The organism is Pseudomonas sp. NFACC41-3 (assembly GCF_900109505.1).
GTDB lineage: Bacteria > Pseudomonadota > Gammaproteobacteria > Pseudomonadales > Pseudomonadaceae > Aquipseudomonas > Aquipseudomonas chlororaphis.
Genome location: NZ_FOAE01000002.1, coordinates 844526 through 860992 on the forward strand (window position 1 = coordinate 844526; position 16467 = coordinate 860992).

Consider the following 16467-nt stretch of genomic DNA (forward strand, 5'->3'; position numbering starts at 1 on the left):
AACAATGAGTGGCGACTTCCTCGCTCTGGCACAGCCGGGCGTGCAACAACTTTCGCCTTACGTTCCGGGCAAGCCCGTGGACGAACTGGCACGCGAGCTGGATATCGATCCGGCGAAAATCGTCAAGCTGGCGAGTAACGAAAACCCGCTGGGCGCCAGTCCCAAGGCGCTGGCGGCGATTCGCGAAGAGCTGGCCGAGCTGACCCGCTATCCGGATGGAAATGGTTTTGCGCTCAAGACCCTGCTGGCCGAGCGCTGTGGCGTCGAGCTGGCGCAGGTCACCCTGGGCAATGGTTCCAACGACATCCTGGAGCTGGTCGCCCGCGCCTATCTGGCGCCTGGCCTGAATGCGGTGTTCAGCGAACACGCCTTTGCGGTCTATCCGATCGTTACCCAGGCCGTGGGCGCCGAAGCTCGAGTGATTCCGGCCAAGGACTGGGGTCATGACTTGCCGGCCATGCTGCAGGCTATCGATGCCGATACCCGAGTGGTCTTTATCGCCAACCCGAACAATCCGACCGGCACCTGGTTCAGCGCCGAGGCGCTGGACGAGTTCCTCCAGGACGTACCGGCGCATGTGCTGGTGGTGCTGGACGAGGCTTACATCGAATACGCCGAAGGCAGCGACCTGCCGGATGGCCTGGATTTCCTGGCCGCCTATCCGAACCTGCTGGTTTCGCGAACCTTCTCCAAGGCCTACGGCCTGGCTGCGTTGCGCGTGGGTTATGGCTTGTCGACTCCGACCGTTGCCGATGTGCTCAATCGCGTTCGCCAGCCCTTCAACGTCAATAGCCTGGCCCTGGCGGCGGCGTGTGCGGCGCTGGAGGATACCGATTACCTGGCCGAGAGCCGTCGCTTGAACGAGGCGGGCATGCAGCAGCTGGAAGCCGGCTTCCGGGAGCTGGGCCTGAGCTGGATCGCTTCCAGGGGCAACTTCATTGCGGTGGATGTCGGGCGGGTTGCCGCGCCGGTGTTCCAGGGCTTGTTGCGTGAAGGGGTGATCGTGCGTCCGGTGGCCAACTACGGCATGCCGAATCACCTGCGCGTGACCATTGGCCTGCCGGCTGAAAACACCTGTTTCCTCGAGGCTTTGGCCAAGGTTCTGGCTCGTGGTTGATGTCATTCCAGTGCAACCTGCGGTGCCTATGATCGGTCGCCTGGTGGTGGTCGGTCTGGGACTGATCGGCGGTTCCTTTGCCAAGGGCCTGCGTGAAAGTGGCGTATGTCGCGAAGTGGTCGGTGTCGATCTCGATCCGCAATCGCGCAAGCTGGCCGTTGAGTTGGGTGTGGTGGATCGCTGTGAAGAAGACCTGGCGCTGGCGTGCCAGGGCGCTGACGTGATCCAGCTGGCGGTGCCGATTCTGGCCATGGAAAAACTGCTGGCGATTCTGGCTGGCATGGATCTGGGGCAGGCGATCCTGACCGATGTCGGCAGCGCCAAGGGCAATGTGGTGCGGGCGGCGACCGAGGCCTTTGGTGGCATGCCGCCGCGCTTCGTTCCGGGGCATCCGATCGCCGGTTCCGAACAAAGCGGGGTGGAAGCCGCCAATGGCCAGTTGTTCCGTCGCCACAAAGTGATCCTGACGCCGCTGGAGCAGACCGACCCGGCAGCGCTGGCGGTGGTCGACAAACTCTGGCGGGAACTGGGGGCGGATGTCGAGCATATGCAGGTCGAGCGCCACGATGAGGTGCTGGCCGCGACCAGTCATCTGCCGCACTTGCTGGCGTTTGGTCTGGTCGATTCGTTGGCCAAGCGCAGTGAAAATCTGGACATCTTCCGCTACGCTGCGGGCGGTTTCCGTGATTTCACGAGAATCGCCGGTAGTGACCCGGTCATGTGGCACGACATCTTCCTCGCCAATCGCGAAGCTGTCCTGCGCACACTCGATACATTTCGCAATGACCTCGACGCCTTGCGCGACGCGGTCGATGCAGGGGATGGGCACCAGTTGTTGGGCGTATTCACTCGCGCCCGGGTTGCTCGCGAGCATTTCAGTAAAATCCTGGCCCGTCGGGCCTATGTGGACGCTATGAACTCCAATAACCTGATTTTCCTGGCAAATCCTGGTGGCCGCCTGACTGGGCGGATTCGTGTACCAGGCGACAAGTCGATTTCTCACCGTTCGATCATGCTCGGCTCCCTGGCTGAAGGTACTACCGAAGTCGAAGGCTTCCTCGAGGGCGAGGACGCCCTGGCGACGCTGCAGGCTTTCCGTGACATGGGTGTGGTGATCGAAGGTCCGCACCATGGTCGCGTGACCATCCATGGCGTCGGCCTGCATGGCTTGAAGCCGGCTCCGGGCCCAATCTACCTGGGCAACTCCGGCACCTCGATGCGCCTGCTGTCCGGTCTGCTGGCCGCGCAGAGTTTCGATAGTGTGCTGACAGGCGACGCGTCGCTATCCAAGCGTCCGATGAATCGCGTAGCCAATCCGCTGCGCGAGATGGGGGCGGTCATTGAAACCGCAGCGGAAGGGCGTCCGCCGATGACCATCCGTGGTGGCCACAAGCTCAAGGGGCTGACTTACACCATGCCAATGGCCAGTGCCCAGGTTAAGTCCTGCCTGCTGTTGGCTGGCCTGTACGCCGAAGGCAAGACCACTGTGACTGAGCCTGCGCCAACCCGCGATCACACCGAGCGCATGCTGCGCGGTTTCGGTTACCCGGTGGCGGTCGACGGCGCCACGGCCTCGGTCGAGTCCGGCGGCAAGCTGCAGGCGACCCATATCGAAGTGCCTGCGGATATCTCCTCGGCGGCCTTCTTCCTGGTGGCTGCGTCCATCGCCGAAGGTTCCGAGCTGGTGCTCGAGCATGTTGGTATCAACCCGACTCGCACCGGGGTAATCGATATCCTGCGCCTGATGGGGGCTGATATCAGCCTGGAAAACCAGCGTGAGGTCGGCGGCGAGCCTGTGGCGGACCTGCGGGTTCGCGCGGCGAAGCTCAAGGGGATCGAGATTCCGGAAGAGCTGGTCCCGCTGGCGATCGACGAATTCCCGGTGCTGTTCGTTGCCGCAGCCTGCGCCGAAGGGCGTACCGTGCTGCGTGGCGCCGAAGAGCTGCGGGTCAAGGAGTCCGACCGCATCCAGGTGATGGCCGATGGTTTGCTGGCCCTGGGCGTCAAGTGCGAGCCGACGCCGGACGGTATCATCATCGATGGCAGCCAGATTGGCGGCGGCGAAGTGCACGGGCATGGCGATCACCGTATCGCCATGGCTTTCAGCGTGGCTTCATTGCGTGCCAATGCGCCAATCCGCATCCATGACTGCGCCAACGTTGCCACGTCCTTCCCGAACTTCCTTGCGCTATGTGCACAAGTCGGCATTCGTGTTGCGCAAGAGGCCCAGTCGTGAACATCAAGGCGCCAGTCATCACCATCGATGGGCCAAGCGGCTCGGGCAAGGGCACCATTGCCGGGATTCTGGCCAAGCGCCTGGGCTGGTGCCTGCTGGATTCCGGTGCCTTGTACCGCTTGCTGGCTTTTGCCGCGCGCAATCATGGTGTCGACCTGACCAATGAGGAGTCGCTGAAGCTGCTGGCGGCTCATCTGGATGTGCAATTCGTCGGAGCGACCGAAGGTCATCCGCAACGCATCATTCTGGAAGGTGATGACGTCACCGACGATTTGCGCAACGAGCAGGTCGGTGCCTGGGCCTCCCAGGTTGCGGCGCTGCCGGCCGTGCGCGATGCGCTGTTGCAGCGTCAGCGGGCTTTTCAGGAGCCGCCGGGGCTGGTGGCCGATGGGCGCGACATGGGGACAGTGGTATTTCCCGATGCGCCTCTGAAGATATTCCTCACCGCAAGTGCCGAGGAGCGCGCGCGCCGTCGCTACTTGCAGTTGAAGGGAAAAGTCGATGGTGTTAGTCTGTCGAGTCTGCTAGATGAGATTCGTGCGCGCGATGAGCGCGACACCCAGCGAGCAGTCGCCCCGCTCAAACCGGCGGTTGACGCTATACAGCTGGATTCCACGGAGTTGTCCATCGAGCAGGTGCTGGAACGCATCTTGAGCGAAATCGCCATTCGCGATATCACCGGGTGACCAAGGAGGAGCGCAGGGGACCAGTCATAGTCCTGCGGTCCTTCTTTTATATGAACGTAACCCACATTGTCTGGGGTGTGGCAGATGGGCGTATTCTTCGCCCTTATCAACAGGAATTAAAATGAGCGAAAGCTTTGCGGAACTCTTTGAAGAAAGCCTAAAAACCCTGAACCTTCAGGCAGGCTCCATCATCACCGGTGTTATCGTCGACATCGACTACCAAGCGCGTTGGGTAACCGTTCACGCTGGTCTGAAGTCTGAAGCGCTGATCCCGCTTGAGCAGTTCTACAACGATGCTGGCGAACTGTCCATCAATGTTGGTGATGAAGTTCACGTTGCTCTGGATTCGGTTGAAGACGGCTTTGGTGAAACCAAGCTGTCCCGTGAAAAAGCCAAGCGCGCTGAATGCTGGATCGTTCTGGAAGCAGCCTTCGCAGCCGAAGAAGTGGTCAAGGGCGTTATCAACGGTAAGGTTAAAGGCGGCTTCACTGTCGACGTTAACGGCATCCGTGCGTTCCTGCCAGGTTCTCTGGTTGACGTCCGTCCAGTGCGCGACACTACGCACCTGGAAGGCAAAGAGCTCGAGTTTAAAGTCATCAAACTCGACCAGAAGCGCAACAACGTTGTCGTTTCCCGCCGTAGCGTCCTCGAAGCCGAGAACTCCGCTGAGCGTGAAGCTCTGCTGGAGTCCCTGCAGGAAGGTCAGCAAGTCAAAGGTATCGTCAAAAACCTCACCGATTACGGCGCATTCGTCGATCTGGGTGGCGTCGATGGCCTGCTGCACATTACCGACATGGCTTGGAAGCGCATCAAGCATCCTTCCGAAATCGTCAACGTTGGCGACGAGATCGATGTCAAGGTTCTGAAGTACGATCGCGAGCGCAATCGTGTTTCCCTGGGCCTGAAGCAGCTGGGCGAAGATCCATGGGTTGCTATCAAAGCCCGTTACCCAGAAAGCACTCGCGTTACCGCTCGTGTAACCAACCTGACCGACTACGGCTGCTTCGCTGAGCTGGAAGAAGGCGTTGAAGGTCTGGTGCACGTTTCGGAAATGGACTGGACCAACAAGAACATCCATCCTTCGAAAGTCGTACAAGTCGGCGACGAAGTGGAAGTTATGGTTCTGGACATCGACGAAGAGCGTCGTCGTATCTCCCTGGGCATCAAGCAGTGCAAATCTAACCCATGGGAAGATTTCTCTGGCCAGTTCAACAAGGGCGATAAAATCTCCGGCACCATCAAGTCGATCACCGATTTCGGTATCTTCATTGGTCTGGACGGTGGCATCGACGGTCTGGTTCACCTGTCCGACATCTCCTGGAACGAAGTGGGCGAAGAAGCCGTACGCCGCTTCAAGAAGGGCGACGAGCTGGACACCGTTATCCTGTCGGTTGACCCAGAGCGTGAGCGCATCTCCCTGGGTATCAAGCAACTGGAAAGCGATCCGTTCTCCGAGTACGTTCAAGAGAACGACAAGGGTGCAATCGTTAAGGGTGTTGTGAAAGAAGTTGACGCCAAAGGCGCCATCATCACCCTGGCCAACGATATCGAAGCTACTCTGAAAGCCTCCGAAATCAGCCGTGATCGCATCGAAGATGCTCGTAACGTCCTGAAAGAAGGCGAAGAAGTTGAAGCCAAGATCATCAGCGTTGACCGTAAGAGCCGTGTAATCCAGCTCTCGATCAAGTCGAAAGACGTTGAAGACGAGAAAGAAGCTATCCAGAGCCTGCGCGACAAGCCAGCTGCTTCGGATATCGCTGCTGGTCCTACCACTCTGGGCGACCTGCTGCGTGCACAGATGGAAAAGCAGAACTAAGTTCTGTCAGACCATAGAAAAGGGCGACTTCGGTCGCCCTTTTTTGTGCCTGCGATTTGGGTTCTGGCTTGCATCTGTCAAGGAAGGGAAACCAATAGAGTCATTCGGGTGTCTATTTTCTTAAGCGGATCAATAACCTATTCAGGGCTAGGCTTATTTGAGCTGAGTGATGGTGGGCGATTGCCCGTATAAGGAAGTAGATGAAAAATCTCATCGTGATTTTCGCGGTTCTAGTTTTGGTGGGCTGTACGACCAATGCCAAGGTTCATGCGGTCCGTGGTGTCAGCGGCATCGAGATCGACTGCTCCGGTCTTGGGGGTGGATGGGGCAAGTGCTACAAGCGTGCCGAGCGTGAATGCAAGGGGGATGGCTATAAGGTCATCACCAGGTCCAGTGATGCCAAGGACGAGGAGGGTGACTATCCCTTTGGCTGGAATCCTGCGGGTTACCTCACTCGGACCATGCTTGTCATATGCCGCTAGTAGGATGGTGTGGTGGGAGGTCAAATTGCTGCGGAGTTTTCGTTTTAGGCGCTGTTGAATGCCTTCGTTTATGGTGTTTTCGCAAGGGGGGAGATAAGTCAATGCTTAGGCTGTTCAAAATCTCCCGGCCGTGCTAAAACCTTTGAAGCGCTTATCTAGCTGCTTGAAAAAGAAGGGAAAAATATGACGAAGTCGGAGTTGATCGAACGAATTGTCACCCATCAAGGGCTGCTCTCATCCAAGGATGTGGAGCTGGCCATCAAGACCATGCTTGAGCAAATGTCCCAATGCCTGGCAACCGGAGATCGCATTGAGATTCGGGGCTTTGGTAGCTTCTCCCTGCACTATCGTGCGCCGCGCGTAGGTCGCAATCCAAAGACTGGTCAGTCTGTCAGTTTGGATGGAAAATTCGTTCCGCATTTCAAGCCGGGCAAAGAGCTTCGGGATCGTGTGAATGAGGATGAAGAAGGGATTTGATCGTTGTAACCTTAGGAGCGTTTGATGCGTAACCTAAAACGCGTATTTGTTGTAGTGGTTTGTCTATTGTCAGTTTTGGCGATTCTTGCATTCATCCTGGAGAATCAGGAGCCCGTCTCGCTCCTGTTCCTTGGGTGGGCAGGTCCTCAGTTACCTGTTTCGGTTGTTGCAGTCCTGGCGCTGATGATCGGGTTGGTCATCGGTCCTGTCCTTGGCTGGCTTCTGGGGCTGAGAGGTAGGGTGTCACGTAAGAGTCTTGGCTGAAAAGTCTAGCTCTAAAGGGCTGAGGGTGTTGGTCGTGAGGCTACTTGCTTGATGCTCCAAGGCTCTGTTGGCTGGCGACATTGAGGAGAGAAGTGGAACTGCCTCCTGACGGGTCTATGGCTCTGGCTGCGAGAAGTTGTACATGCTTTGATGCTTGAAAGGACCTTGGAGCGTTAATTCGCTATTCTGAGGCCTAATCATTTTCATAGGCTTTTTTGTTGCCTTTGGCTCAATAGTCGACTTGAGTGAAAATTGATCAAAATTATGGTTGATATTGTTTTGATGTCAATTACCTGGAAGGCCCGTTTGTTTTTAGATGATTTTTTGTCTCCTGCCTCTGCATGAGTTATTAATTCGTGGCTCTAGCTGTAGAATAGTCACGAGAATAATCTGACCCCGTTCAGTAATGTATACCTCACTCGCGCGGTCTTTCCTCCTCAAAGAGGGTTTCAGCTTGTCGCAATGTGCTCCCAGAGCAGTCGCTAGGCAGTAATATCCGGCTGCGGCTGTGCGTGAGCCAATCGGGTTGACGCGCTTGGCTGGGGTCGGATCGAAGCCGAGCTGTTATCTGCAGCTGCTTCGAGTAAGGATTTTGCATCGATGACGATGCAGGAATGATCGGAAACATAACTGAGCCCCGTTTCTGGATGCATCTGCCAGAGGGGGATTAAGGATTTAGAGCATGGAACTGATTCCCGTAATTTTGTCTGGTGGAGTGGGTAGTCGTTTGTGGCCCGTTTCTCGAGAGGCCCACCCTAAGCCGTTCATGGATCTACCAGATGGCCAGAATCTAATCCAAAAAACTTTCCTTCGTGCCTCTCGCTTGGATGGGGTTGTGGAGGTTCTTACGGTGACCAACCGTGAGCTCCTGTTCAAGACCGAAGACGAATACGGTGTAGTTAATACGGCTAAGCATGCTCAAGGCTTCATTCTAGAGCCTTTTGGTCGCAATACAGCTGCAGCTGTTGCTGCTGCTGCGCTTCAGTTGGAGGCCACGCATGGTCCTGATGTTCATATGCTGGTGCTGGCTGCGGATCATCTAATAAAAGACGAAAAGGCCTTTGCGGCGGCTGTAGCCAATGCAGTGGCACTAGCTTCTGAAGGTTGGTTGGTAACCTTTGGTATTCAGCCAACCTATCCTGAAACAGGTTTTGGATACATTGAGGCTCAAAAAGAGGCTCCGTTGGAGAAAGGCCTGAAGGTTGCCCGTTTTGTCGAAAAACCTGATCTTGAAACGGCTCAAGGTTATGTGAGTGCCGGCAATTACTACTGGAACTCGGGGATGTTCTGTTTCCGGGTTGGTACGGTGCTTGAGGAGCTTCGGCAGCATGCTCCGGACGTAGTGGCTGCCGTTTGCAAGACCATCGAAAGTTCGCGCCTCACCTCATCAGAGAAATATCGTTGCCTTGCACTAGACGCTGATGCATTCGCAGAGGTTCCGGACATCTCCATCGATTATGCATTGATGGAGCGTTCCTCCAAAGTTGCAACCATCCCATGTGATATCGGTTGGAGCGATATTGGTTCTTGGAATGCTGTCAGCGAGTTGACCGCGCCAGATGAGAACGGTAACCGTTTTGAGGGGGAAGTGCTTTCCCACGGTTCTCGGAACAATTATGTCAGTAGCGAGGGTCGACTCACCGCGTTGGTTGGCGTCGAGGATTTGTTGGTAATCGACACTCCTGATGCGGTGATGATTGCCCATAAAGATCATGCTCAAGATGTAAAACATATAGTCAATCAGCTCAAGGCCTGTAGCCATACGGTTCATTTACTTCACCGTACTGTGCATCGCCCTTGGGGGACTTATACAACGTTAGAGAATGGCGAGCGCTTTAAGATCAAGCGTATTGTGGTGAAGCCCAAGGCGTCTCTGTCTTTGCAGATGCACCACCATAGAAGCGAGCACTGGATTGTCGTTAGCGGGATGGCTGTGGTTGTCAACGACCAGCAAGAGCTGATGCTGAATACCAACGAGTCCACATTTATTCGGGCTGGTCATCAGCACCGCTTGATGAACCCTGGAGTTATAGACCTGGTTCTCATTGAAGTCCAAAGTGGTGATTATCTCGGTGAGGACGACATCGTCCGCTTCGAGGATAAATACGGTCGCGTCGATAAGTAATGATGCTTCCGCGGTTACTAAGCTTTGGTCAGGAGCTTGATTTGACCAAGCTTATTCGCATTTTGTATGAGGCTGATACTTTTTACGTGAGTAGCAGCCTCATCTTCTTTACCTTCACATACCTCGGTAAGAGAGCGGTATGCATACTCCTATCAGCACCCAGTGTTTCAAAGCCTATGATATTCGTGGCCAAGTGCCGTCCGATCTCAATGAGGATGTGGCTTACCGAATAGGGCGAGCCATGGTTACCGAGCTTCAAGGTAAAAGCATTGTACTTGGGCGTGATATGCGTCTTGAGAGTCCGATGCTGGCGGAGGCCATGATACGCGGTTTGTGTGATGCGGGTGCCAATGTCATTGATATAGGTTTGTGTGGCACAGAAGAAGTGTATTTTGCCACGAGTGCGTTGAGCGCAGACGGTGGCGTGATGATTACAGCGAGTCATAATCCCAAGGGCTATAACGGGATGAAGTTGGTCAAATCTGAGTCATGCCCTATCAGTGGTGATACAGGGCTGAATGCAATTCGCGAAAGAGTAGAAAATGGTGATTTGGGGCCGTTAGCTAGTTCTCCGGGTGAAATTCGCTTCGAACTGAGTAAGGTCTCTTATATCAAACACCTGCTTAGCTATGTTGATGTAACAAAACTTAAGCCGCTTAAGATACTTGCTGATCCTGGTAACGGTGCTGCTGGGCCTGTATTGAAAGAGCTAACTAATAAGTTGCCCTTTGAGTGGGTCATCATCAACGAAGAGCCCGATGGTAACTTTCCTAATGGCGTACCGAATCCATTGCTACCAGAGAATCGTGAACTCACTCGGGAAGCACTGCTGGCTAATCATTGTGATCTTGGGTTAGCTTGGGATGGGGATTTCGATCGCTGCTTCTTCTTTGATGCTAATGGGCGCTTCATTGAAGGGTATTACATTGTTGGTCTATTAGCTGAAATGCTACTGAAGCTCTATCCCGGCAGTAAAATCATCCACGATCCGCGTTTGACTTGGAATACTATCGCGCAAGTAAAGCTGGCGGGAGGGATCCCTATACAAAGTAAAACAGGGCACGCTTTTATCAAGGAGCGTATGCGTGCGGAGGATGCGATATATGGTGGCGAAATGAGCGCACATCACTATTTTCGCGATTTTGCATACTGTGATAGTGGAATGATTCCTTGGCTATTGCTGACGGCATTGATGTCTACAAGCGGGAAAAGTCTCTCGGACTTAGTTGATGCGAGAATTAATGATTTTCCTTGTAGTGGAGAAATTAACTATCACGTTGAGAGTGTTCATGATGCCTTAAGTGAGGTTTTGAAACACTTTTCACATAATGCTCTTGACGTGGATACCACCGATGGGATCAGCCTTGATTTTGGAGCGTGGCGATTTAATTTGCGTGGCTCTAATACTGAGCCATTGTTGCGATTGAATGTTGAAACAAAGGGAGACATGGAGCTGCTCAAGATTAAGATTAAGGAGGTAGAGGAGGTCCTCTTTGCATTGGAGCAAAGAAACAGGCCAGATGCCATTTAAGGAAAATCAATGCGAGCGCTTCCGTAATTTCTAAAAACTATTTCGATATTTTATAGATTGACTGTAGGTGTTTTGAGTTAAAGTCCCAAGGTAGTTATGTTTCAGTAATTTAAAAAATTGGTATTTCTCTGAGGTTTAACTCAATACTTTCTAATTTTTTGTTAGCAAACTCTAATAGAGTGATCATGAATAAGAATCTAGTCTCTCACCCCAGTACTGTAAATGCATTGCAGCGATCAGCCCAAAAGGGGCAAAGGCCATTTGTCTTATGGCTGACGGGCCTTAGTGGTGCAGGAAAGTCTACGATTGCCAACGCAGTTGAAAGTGCTCTTGTCAAGCGAGGACAGCATACATACTTGCTTGATGGAGATAATGTGCGTACGGGATTATGTGGCGATTTGGGGTTCAGTGAGGAGGATCGACAAGAAAATATTCGTCGCATTTCAGAGGTTTCAAAACTGTTCCTGGATGCTGGATTGATAGTTATAACTGCATTCATTTCACCCTCTATTCAAGATCGTGCGATGGCGCGCAGGATTATAGGTAAGCAAAAGTTTGTAGAGGTGTTCGTAGATACTCCGCTAGAGGAGTGCGAGCGTCGAGACCCTAAAGGGCTATATATTAAAGCTCGTCAAGGTTTGATAAAGAACTTTACGGGCATTGATGCTGCATATGAGGAGCCTACCAATCCTCAGGTTAGGATAAATACAATGGATGAAACCTTGGAATGTTCCGTTTCTAAGGTTTTAAAATATATCGATGAGCAATCATACTAAATGAGAACCATCGTTATCGTTGGCGCTGGATTTAGCGGAGTAGCGCTCGCCATACAGCTTCTTAGGAGCTTAAATTTTAGAGCTGATATTCTGCTTGTAAATCGCTCGGGGATTATGGCTCGTGGGTTGGCATTCGGTACCACAAGTGAGGATCACTTGTTAAATGTTCCAGCTGGTAATATGTCGGCTATTGTTCAAGAGCCAAATTCATTTGTCGATTTCTGTCGCGAAAACCTTATAAATGTAGACGCTAGTCATTACCTATCACGGAAGGTATATGGTGATTACCTCGACTACCTATTGAGGCAGGCTCAAGCATGTGCTGGTGCTGGTGCTGGTGTCCTGCTCAAGCGTGTAGTAGGGGAGGTTTCGGATGTTTTACCAGATGAAGATGGCGCAATTTTAACCCTGGAGAGTGGGGATAAGATAAAAGCGGATCATGTAGTATTGGCATTTGGGCATTTTAAGCCTAGAGACCCTATTGAGGCGTTATCACGCTTTGATCATTCACAATATCAACGTGATCCATGGCTTCCTCGAGATATTTTTCGAGGGAGTAAAGACTGTAATCTTCTTTTAGTTGGAAGCGGGCTAACAGCATTAGATATGATTTCAAGCTTGCGTCGTGCTGGGCATCGGGGAGTAATCTATATCCTCTCCCGACGCGGACTGTTACCTATCCCGCATCGAGAAGCTCTGCCTCCATCGCAGGACTTTGATGAGTTTTTAGAGTATGTGAAGTCTATAAAGCCTAGTGTATTGGGTTATTTGAGGTGTATTAGGTTCCAAACCCAACTGGTTATGAATAACGGTGGTGATTGGAGAGAAGTGATAAGCGCTTTGAGGCCGATTACACCAGTGTTATGGCAGCGGCTTGATTCAAAGGAAAGAAAAAGGTTTTTGCGCCATGTCAGCGTATATTGGGATGTCCATAGGCATCGTGTGGCCCCAGAACCTTTTTATATGCTGAAGCAAGAGTTGGCAGTGGAGAAGGTTAAAGTCTTAGCAGGAAGAATACGTGGAGCAAAGCGGCATTTAGCTCAGGTTAGGGTTGAGATCGAGCTGCGTGCTGGAAGGCGGATTGAAGTCATTGATTTTGGAAAGGTCATAAATTGTACTGGGCCTAGCACCGATCTACGTTATGTTGATGAGCCGCTTATAAAGCAGTTGCTTGAGAGTAGACTAATACAGCCTGATAGTGAAGGATTGGGTATTAGAGTTGATGAGAATCTGACAGTTACAAGTGGCAAGGGTGCTAATGCTCCCTGGCTTAGTTATATTGGGCCTATGTTGAAGGCTAAGTATTGGGAGGCGACGGCAGTGCCAGAACTCCGCCAGCATGCCAAGAAACTTTCTGATTATATAGCTTTAAAACTGGCCTAGTAATATTGTATAGTTTAATTTTTTTCTTCTGATTTTTATAGCTGTTTCTGGTTTGGCCGATTGGCTTTTTATATAGATCCTGGGAGGTGAGAGCGTAATATGTTTAGCATGCTGAAAAACTTATGGCAATATAGAGCGTTCATCTTCTCTTCTATCGGAAATGAGTTTTCCGTACGTTTTGCAAGAAGTAAGCTTGGAGGTTTATGGATGATTATTCATCCTCTGACTCAGGTAGCTATCTATGCAATGATTTTATCAAGCGTGCTCTCTGCAAAGCTCTCGGGCATCGATAGTAAGTATGCATATGCTATCTATCTAATTGCTGGGATGCTGGCTTGGAGTTTGTTTTCCGAAATTGTCAGTAGGTGCCTGACACTATTTACGGATCAAGGAAACTTGATGAAAAAAATGCGTTTTCCGCGTATTACTTTGCCTGCTATCGTTGTTGGGACCGGACTGGTTAATAACTTTTTTCTATTTGTTGCCGTTTTACTTGTACTTGCGTGTCTAGATAGTTTTCCTGGTGTAGAGGTTTTTTGGTTGATACCTTTGTATCTGCTATTGGTGGCAATGGCGGTTGGTGTTGGTCTCATATTTGGTGTTCTGAACGTATTTGTCAGAGATGTTGGACAAGTAGTTCCTATTATGTTGCAAGTTTTATTCTGGTTCACCCCAATCGTTTATCCGATTAGCATTATTCCTGCTGAGCTTAAAGGATTGGTTGAGTTGAATCCGTTGTATTCTATCGTTACTGGGTTTCATGAGGTTCTTGTATTTCATCGGTTGCCAGTCATTGAGCAGGCTACATTTCTTTTATTCCTATGCTCTTTGGGCTTAATGTTATTAGGTCTGTTTATATTTCGTCGTGCTGCGCCTGAAATGGTTGATTCGCTATGAGCCTTCTTTCTGTAAAAAATCTTGGAAAGTCATACCGTACCTATCGGAGTGAGTGGCAGCGTTTTGCTCGTTGGTTCGGTATTTCGGTTAAACCTCATACAGAGAATTGGGTGCTGCGAGGGGTGGGGTTTGATATCCAGCCTGGTGAGTCTATTGGGGTGTTAGGAAAGAACGGAGCAGGAAAAAGTACTCTGCTAAAGATGATAACTGGGACATTACAGCCTAGCGAAGGCAGTATTATTTTAAATGGCAGAATTGCAGCCATTCTTGAGCTTGGTATGGGGTTCAATCCCGAACTTACAGGTAGGCAGAATGTCATTCATGCTGCTGGCTTAATGGGATATACCCACGATCTTATTGAAAAGGTTATGCCGGATATTGAAGCATTTAGCGATGTTGGTGAGTATTTCGATCAGGCGGTTAGAACATACTCTAGTGGTATGCAGTCAAGAGTTTCTTTTGCCGTGGCCACAGCATTTAAAACAGATATTCTTATCGTTGACGAGTCGCTAGCCGTCGGAGATGCGGCATTTCAGCGCAAGTGTTTTCGTCGCTTGGAAAGTATGATTGAGGAAGGAACCACCTTATTATTTGTCAGTCATGATATTGAAAGTGTAAAAAAGATATGTAAAACCGCTCTTTATATCGACAAAGGTGGAGTGGTTGAGTTTGGGGAGGCGAAGGCGGTTTGTGATATCTATGAGCGAGCACTATTCAGTAAAAATAACATTTCGCTGATAGAGCAGGTCCCTGATGCTAGCCTCGATTTAGGGCTTAAGAGCGATTGTGAGATTAGCTATGGTAGTGGTGGTGCGGTTATTCAGGATCTGCAAATCAAAAACGCTCAAGGTGGCTTGGCCAATGTTATAAAAAATAATGATGTAATGAGGCTTTGTTTTAAGGTTGAGTTTTTTAAGTCCGTAAAAAGCCCGGTTTTTACGTATCTGATTAAGACTAAAGAAGGTATAGCGATTTCAGGGACTGATTCTTTTTTTCTTAGTGAAGATGTTGGTTCTGTCGAAAGTGGTAGTATTGTAAATGTTGAGTTTTCTTTTAATGCCTCGTTGGTTCCAGGTATATACTATATAAACTGCGGTGTCAGAGAGTCTACGGGGGAAGAAATTGATTTTCTTCATCGTCGCGTTGATGCCGCGATATTTCGCGTTGTAAGTAGTTCTGGTACAACCGCATTGGCTGGACTAGCTGATTTTCATACAGCGGTGAAGCTGAGTTCTTTATTATGAATTTAAATCCTATTTTTGTTCATTCTTTATTTCGCTCAGGTAGTACTTACCTGTTTAACGTCTTTCGTCGCGCTAATGATAAGTATTGGTGTTACCAAGAGCCCGAAAATGAATGGCTTCTTGAGTTGGATGAACGGCCTGAACTGGTGTTGGCTGTAGGGGCATCTGACGCAAAAAATGTAAATCACCCAGATATAGGTCTGCCTTATTTTTGGGAGTTTTTGCAGATAAAGGACTCGTTGGTAGGGTTGTTTAAAAAGGAAATTAGTTTTCAGGATATATTTCTTGAAGACTTGACCACCGAACAGCATGTTTATTTTTCTACTCTGATAAGTGAAGCAAAAAATAAACCGGTCTTACAGCTTTGCCGCAGTTTTGGTAGGGCTGCTGCATTAAAAAAGTCATTCGGGGGCGTACATTTACATCTGTGGCGAGAGCCTCGTAGTCAGTGGTGGTCTTTTAAGATAAATGATTACTTTGATGCGGCGACGCAGCTGATTTTTATGGGGGGGGCTGTTCCAGATGTGCTTCGTAAGGTTTATAGGCACGTCGAACTGCAAGATATAAGTCTTGCACAAATAGATCGGGCTCGAGTTTTTGCCGAGAGTAATCCACTGGATTGGCGGCGAGGCTATTATTTATTTTTTTCCCTTTGGGTATATTCTAATATTTGCCTAGAGTCTGTCTCTGATATCTCTGTATGTATCGATAATCTCAGTCTGAGCGATGAGTATCGAGCAAAATTTAAAGGGGAGTGTCTGTTATTTGGTTTGGATGATATCAATGTTGATGATTGCAAGATTCCACAGGTCTTTCTCGGTCCCAAAGAAGCAACTGAGTACTCGAAAATTGAGAGTGAGGTTCTAGGGTTATTTAGAGAGTATTATTCTGATCGTGAAATTGATGCATTGATCTCGCGACTTGACAGTTTGCTGCGCGCATCAGGTTCATATGATTTAATTGATCCTCAGTCGGTGCAGGCCAGAAGTATTGCCCTTAGGCTAACAGATCGTTGTGCTTTTATCGCAGAGAAGTCGCGTAACGAAATAGCTGTTCTACATAAGCGCCTGATGGAAGTAGATGAATATACTAAAGGCTTGGTCAATGCTGTAGATATTAAGCAGTTTCATATTGAGAAAGTCGAGAGTCATAATCAAGACCTGGCTAATGCTATTGCAATAAAAGATGATCATATCATGAGGGTGGAGGGTCTTTTTCACGATTTAACAGCAGTTGTAGAGCTCAAAGAGAAGGAAATTGCGAGCCTTAGGCGTGAAGTAGAATATCTGAGTGGCGAGATGAGTTTGGCTTGTGAGAGGGCTGCGATTTTAGAGTCGCGCTTGACCGAGTTCTCGACTGGCTTGGATATTCAAAATGGCATTCTGCAGTCAGAAAAAAAAGATAGTGAGAGTGGCGTTTAGATTAAGTGAAAT

At 50.4% G+C, this 16467-nt stretch carries 14 protein-coding genes; all 14 read left to right on the top strand.

The annotated features are described in order from the left end of the window. Window positions 1–4: 4 nt before the first annotated feature. The 14 genes from hisC (at window position 5) to BMY68_RS29630 (ending at window position 16455) form a co-directional block, all read left to right on the top strand. A complete protein-coding gene (gene hisC / locus BMY68_RS13355) occupies window positions 5–1117 on the top strand; it encodes a histidinol-phosphate transaminase (RefSeq protein WP_009045009.1) in 1113 nt (370 codons plus the stop codon). 28 nt (window positions 1118–1145) lie between these two features. Further along, window positions 1146–3353, top strand: coding sequence for a bifunctional prephenate dehydrogenase/3-phosphoshikimate 1-carboxyvinyltransferase (locus tag BMY68_RS13360; RefSeq protein ID WP_009045008.1), 2208 nt, complete (start codon window positions 1146–1148; stop codon window positions 3351–3353). Continuing rightward, entirely contained in the window at window positions 3350–4039 is a 690-nt protein-coding gene (gene cmk, locus BMY68_RS13365) for a (d)CMP kinase (protein WP_009045007.1), read from the top strand. The genes BMY68_RS13360 and cmk overlap by 4 nt, the downstream gene beginning before the upstream one ends. Window positions 4040–4160: 121 nt before the next feature. Then, window positions 4161–5855, top strand: a complete 1695-nt coding sequence (gene rpsA, locus BMY68_RS13370) for a 30S ribosomal protein S1 (protein ID WP_007931318.1) — start codon at window positions 4161–4163, stop codon at window positions 5853–5855. Between the two features lie 200 nt (window positions 5856–6055). Further along, complete coding sequence (locus BMY68_RS13375; RefSeq protein ID WP_085531769.1) at window positions 6056–6337, top strand: hypothetical protein; 282 nt, start codon at window positions 6056–6058, stop codon at window positions 6335–6337. Window positions 6338–6520: 183 nt separating this feature from the next. After that, a complete protein-coding gene (gene ihfB / locus BMY68_RS13380) occupies window positions 6521–6814 on the top strand; it encodes an integration host factor subunit beta (protein WP_038577089.1) in 294 nt (97 codons plus the stop codon). A gap of 24 nt (window positions 6815–6838) precedes the next feature. After that, entirely contained in the window at window positions 6839–7078 is a 240-nt protein-coding gene (locus BMY68_RS13385; protein WP_085531767.1) for a lipopolysaccharide assembly protein LapA domain-containing protein, read from the top strand. Between the two features lie 682 nt (window positions 7079–7760). Beyond that, window positions 7761–9203, top strand: coding sequence for a mannose-1-phosphate guanylyltransferase/mannose-6-phosphate isomerase (locus tag BMY68_RS13390; protein WP_085531765.1), 1443 nt, complete (start codon window positions 7761–7763; stop codon window positions 9201–9203). A 139-nt stretch (window positions 9204–9342) separates the two neighbouring features. Beyond that, window positions 9343–10734, top strand: a complete 1392-nt coding sequence (locus tag BMY68_RS13395) for a phosphohexomutase domain-containing protein (protein ID WP_085531763.1) — start codon at window positions 9343–9345, stop codon at window positions 10732–10734. Between the two features lie 185 nt (window positions 10735–10919). Then, window positions 10920–11510: an adenylyl-sulfate kinase gene (gene cysC, locus BMY68_RS13400; protein WP_085531761.1), complete on the top strand. Its 591-nt coding sequence runs from the start codon at window positions 10920–10922 to the stop codon at window positions 11508–11510. Then, the gene (locus BMY68_RS13405; protein ID WP_085531759.1) at window positions 11511–12893 is read left to right on the top strand and encodes an FAD/NAD(P)-binding protein; all 1383 of its coding nucleotides are present in this window, start codon (window positions 11511–11513) and stop codon (window positions 12891–12893) included. It begins immediately after the preceding gene. 99 nt (window positions 12894–12992) lie between these two features. Next, a complete protein-coding gene (locus BMY68_RS13410) occupies window positions 12993–13790 on the top strand; it encodes an ABC transporter permease (RefSeq protein ID WP_085531757.1) in 798 nt (265 codons plus the stop codon). Continuing rightward, window positions 13787–15034, top strand: a complete 1248-nt coding sequence (locus BMY68_RS13415) for an ABC transporter ATP-binding protein (protein ID WP_085531756.1) — start codon at window positions 13787–13789, stop codon at window positions 15032–15034. The genes BMY68_RS13410 and BMY68_RS13415 overlap by 4 nt, the downstream gene beginning before the upstream one ends. Beyond that, window positions 15031–16455, top strand: a complete 1425-nt coding sequence (locus BMY68_RS29630; RefSeq protein ID WP_139214887.1) for a hypothetical protein — start codon at window positions 15031–15033, stop codon at window positions 16453–16455. Before BMY68_RS13415 ends, BMY68_RS29630 begins: the two co-directional genes overlap by 4 nt. The last annotated feature ends 12 nt before the right edge of the window (window positions 16456–16467 follow it).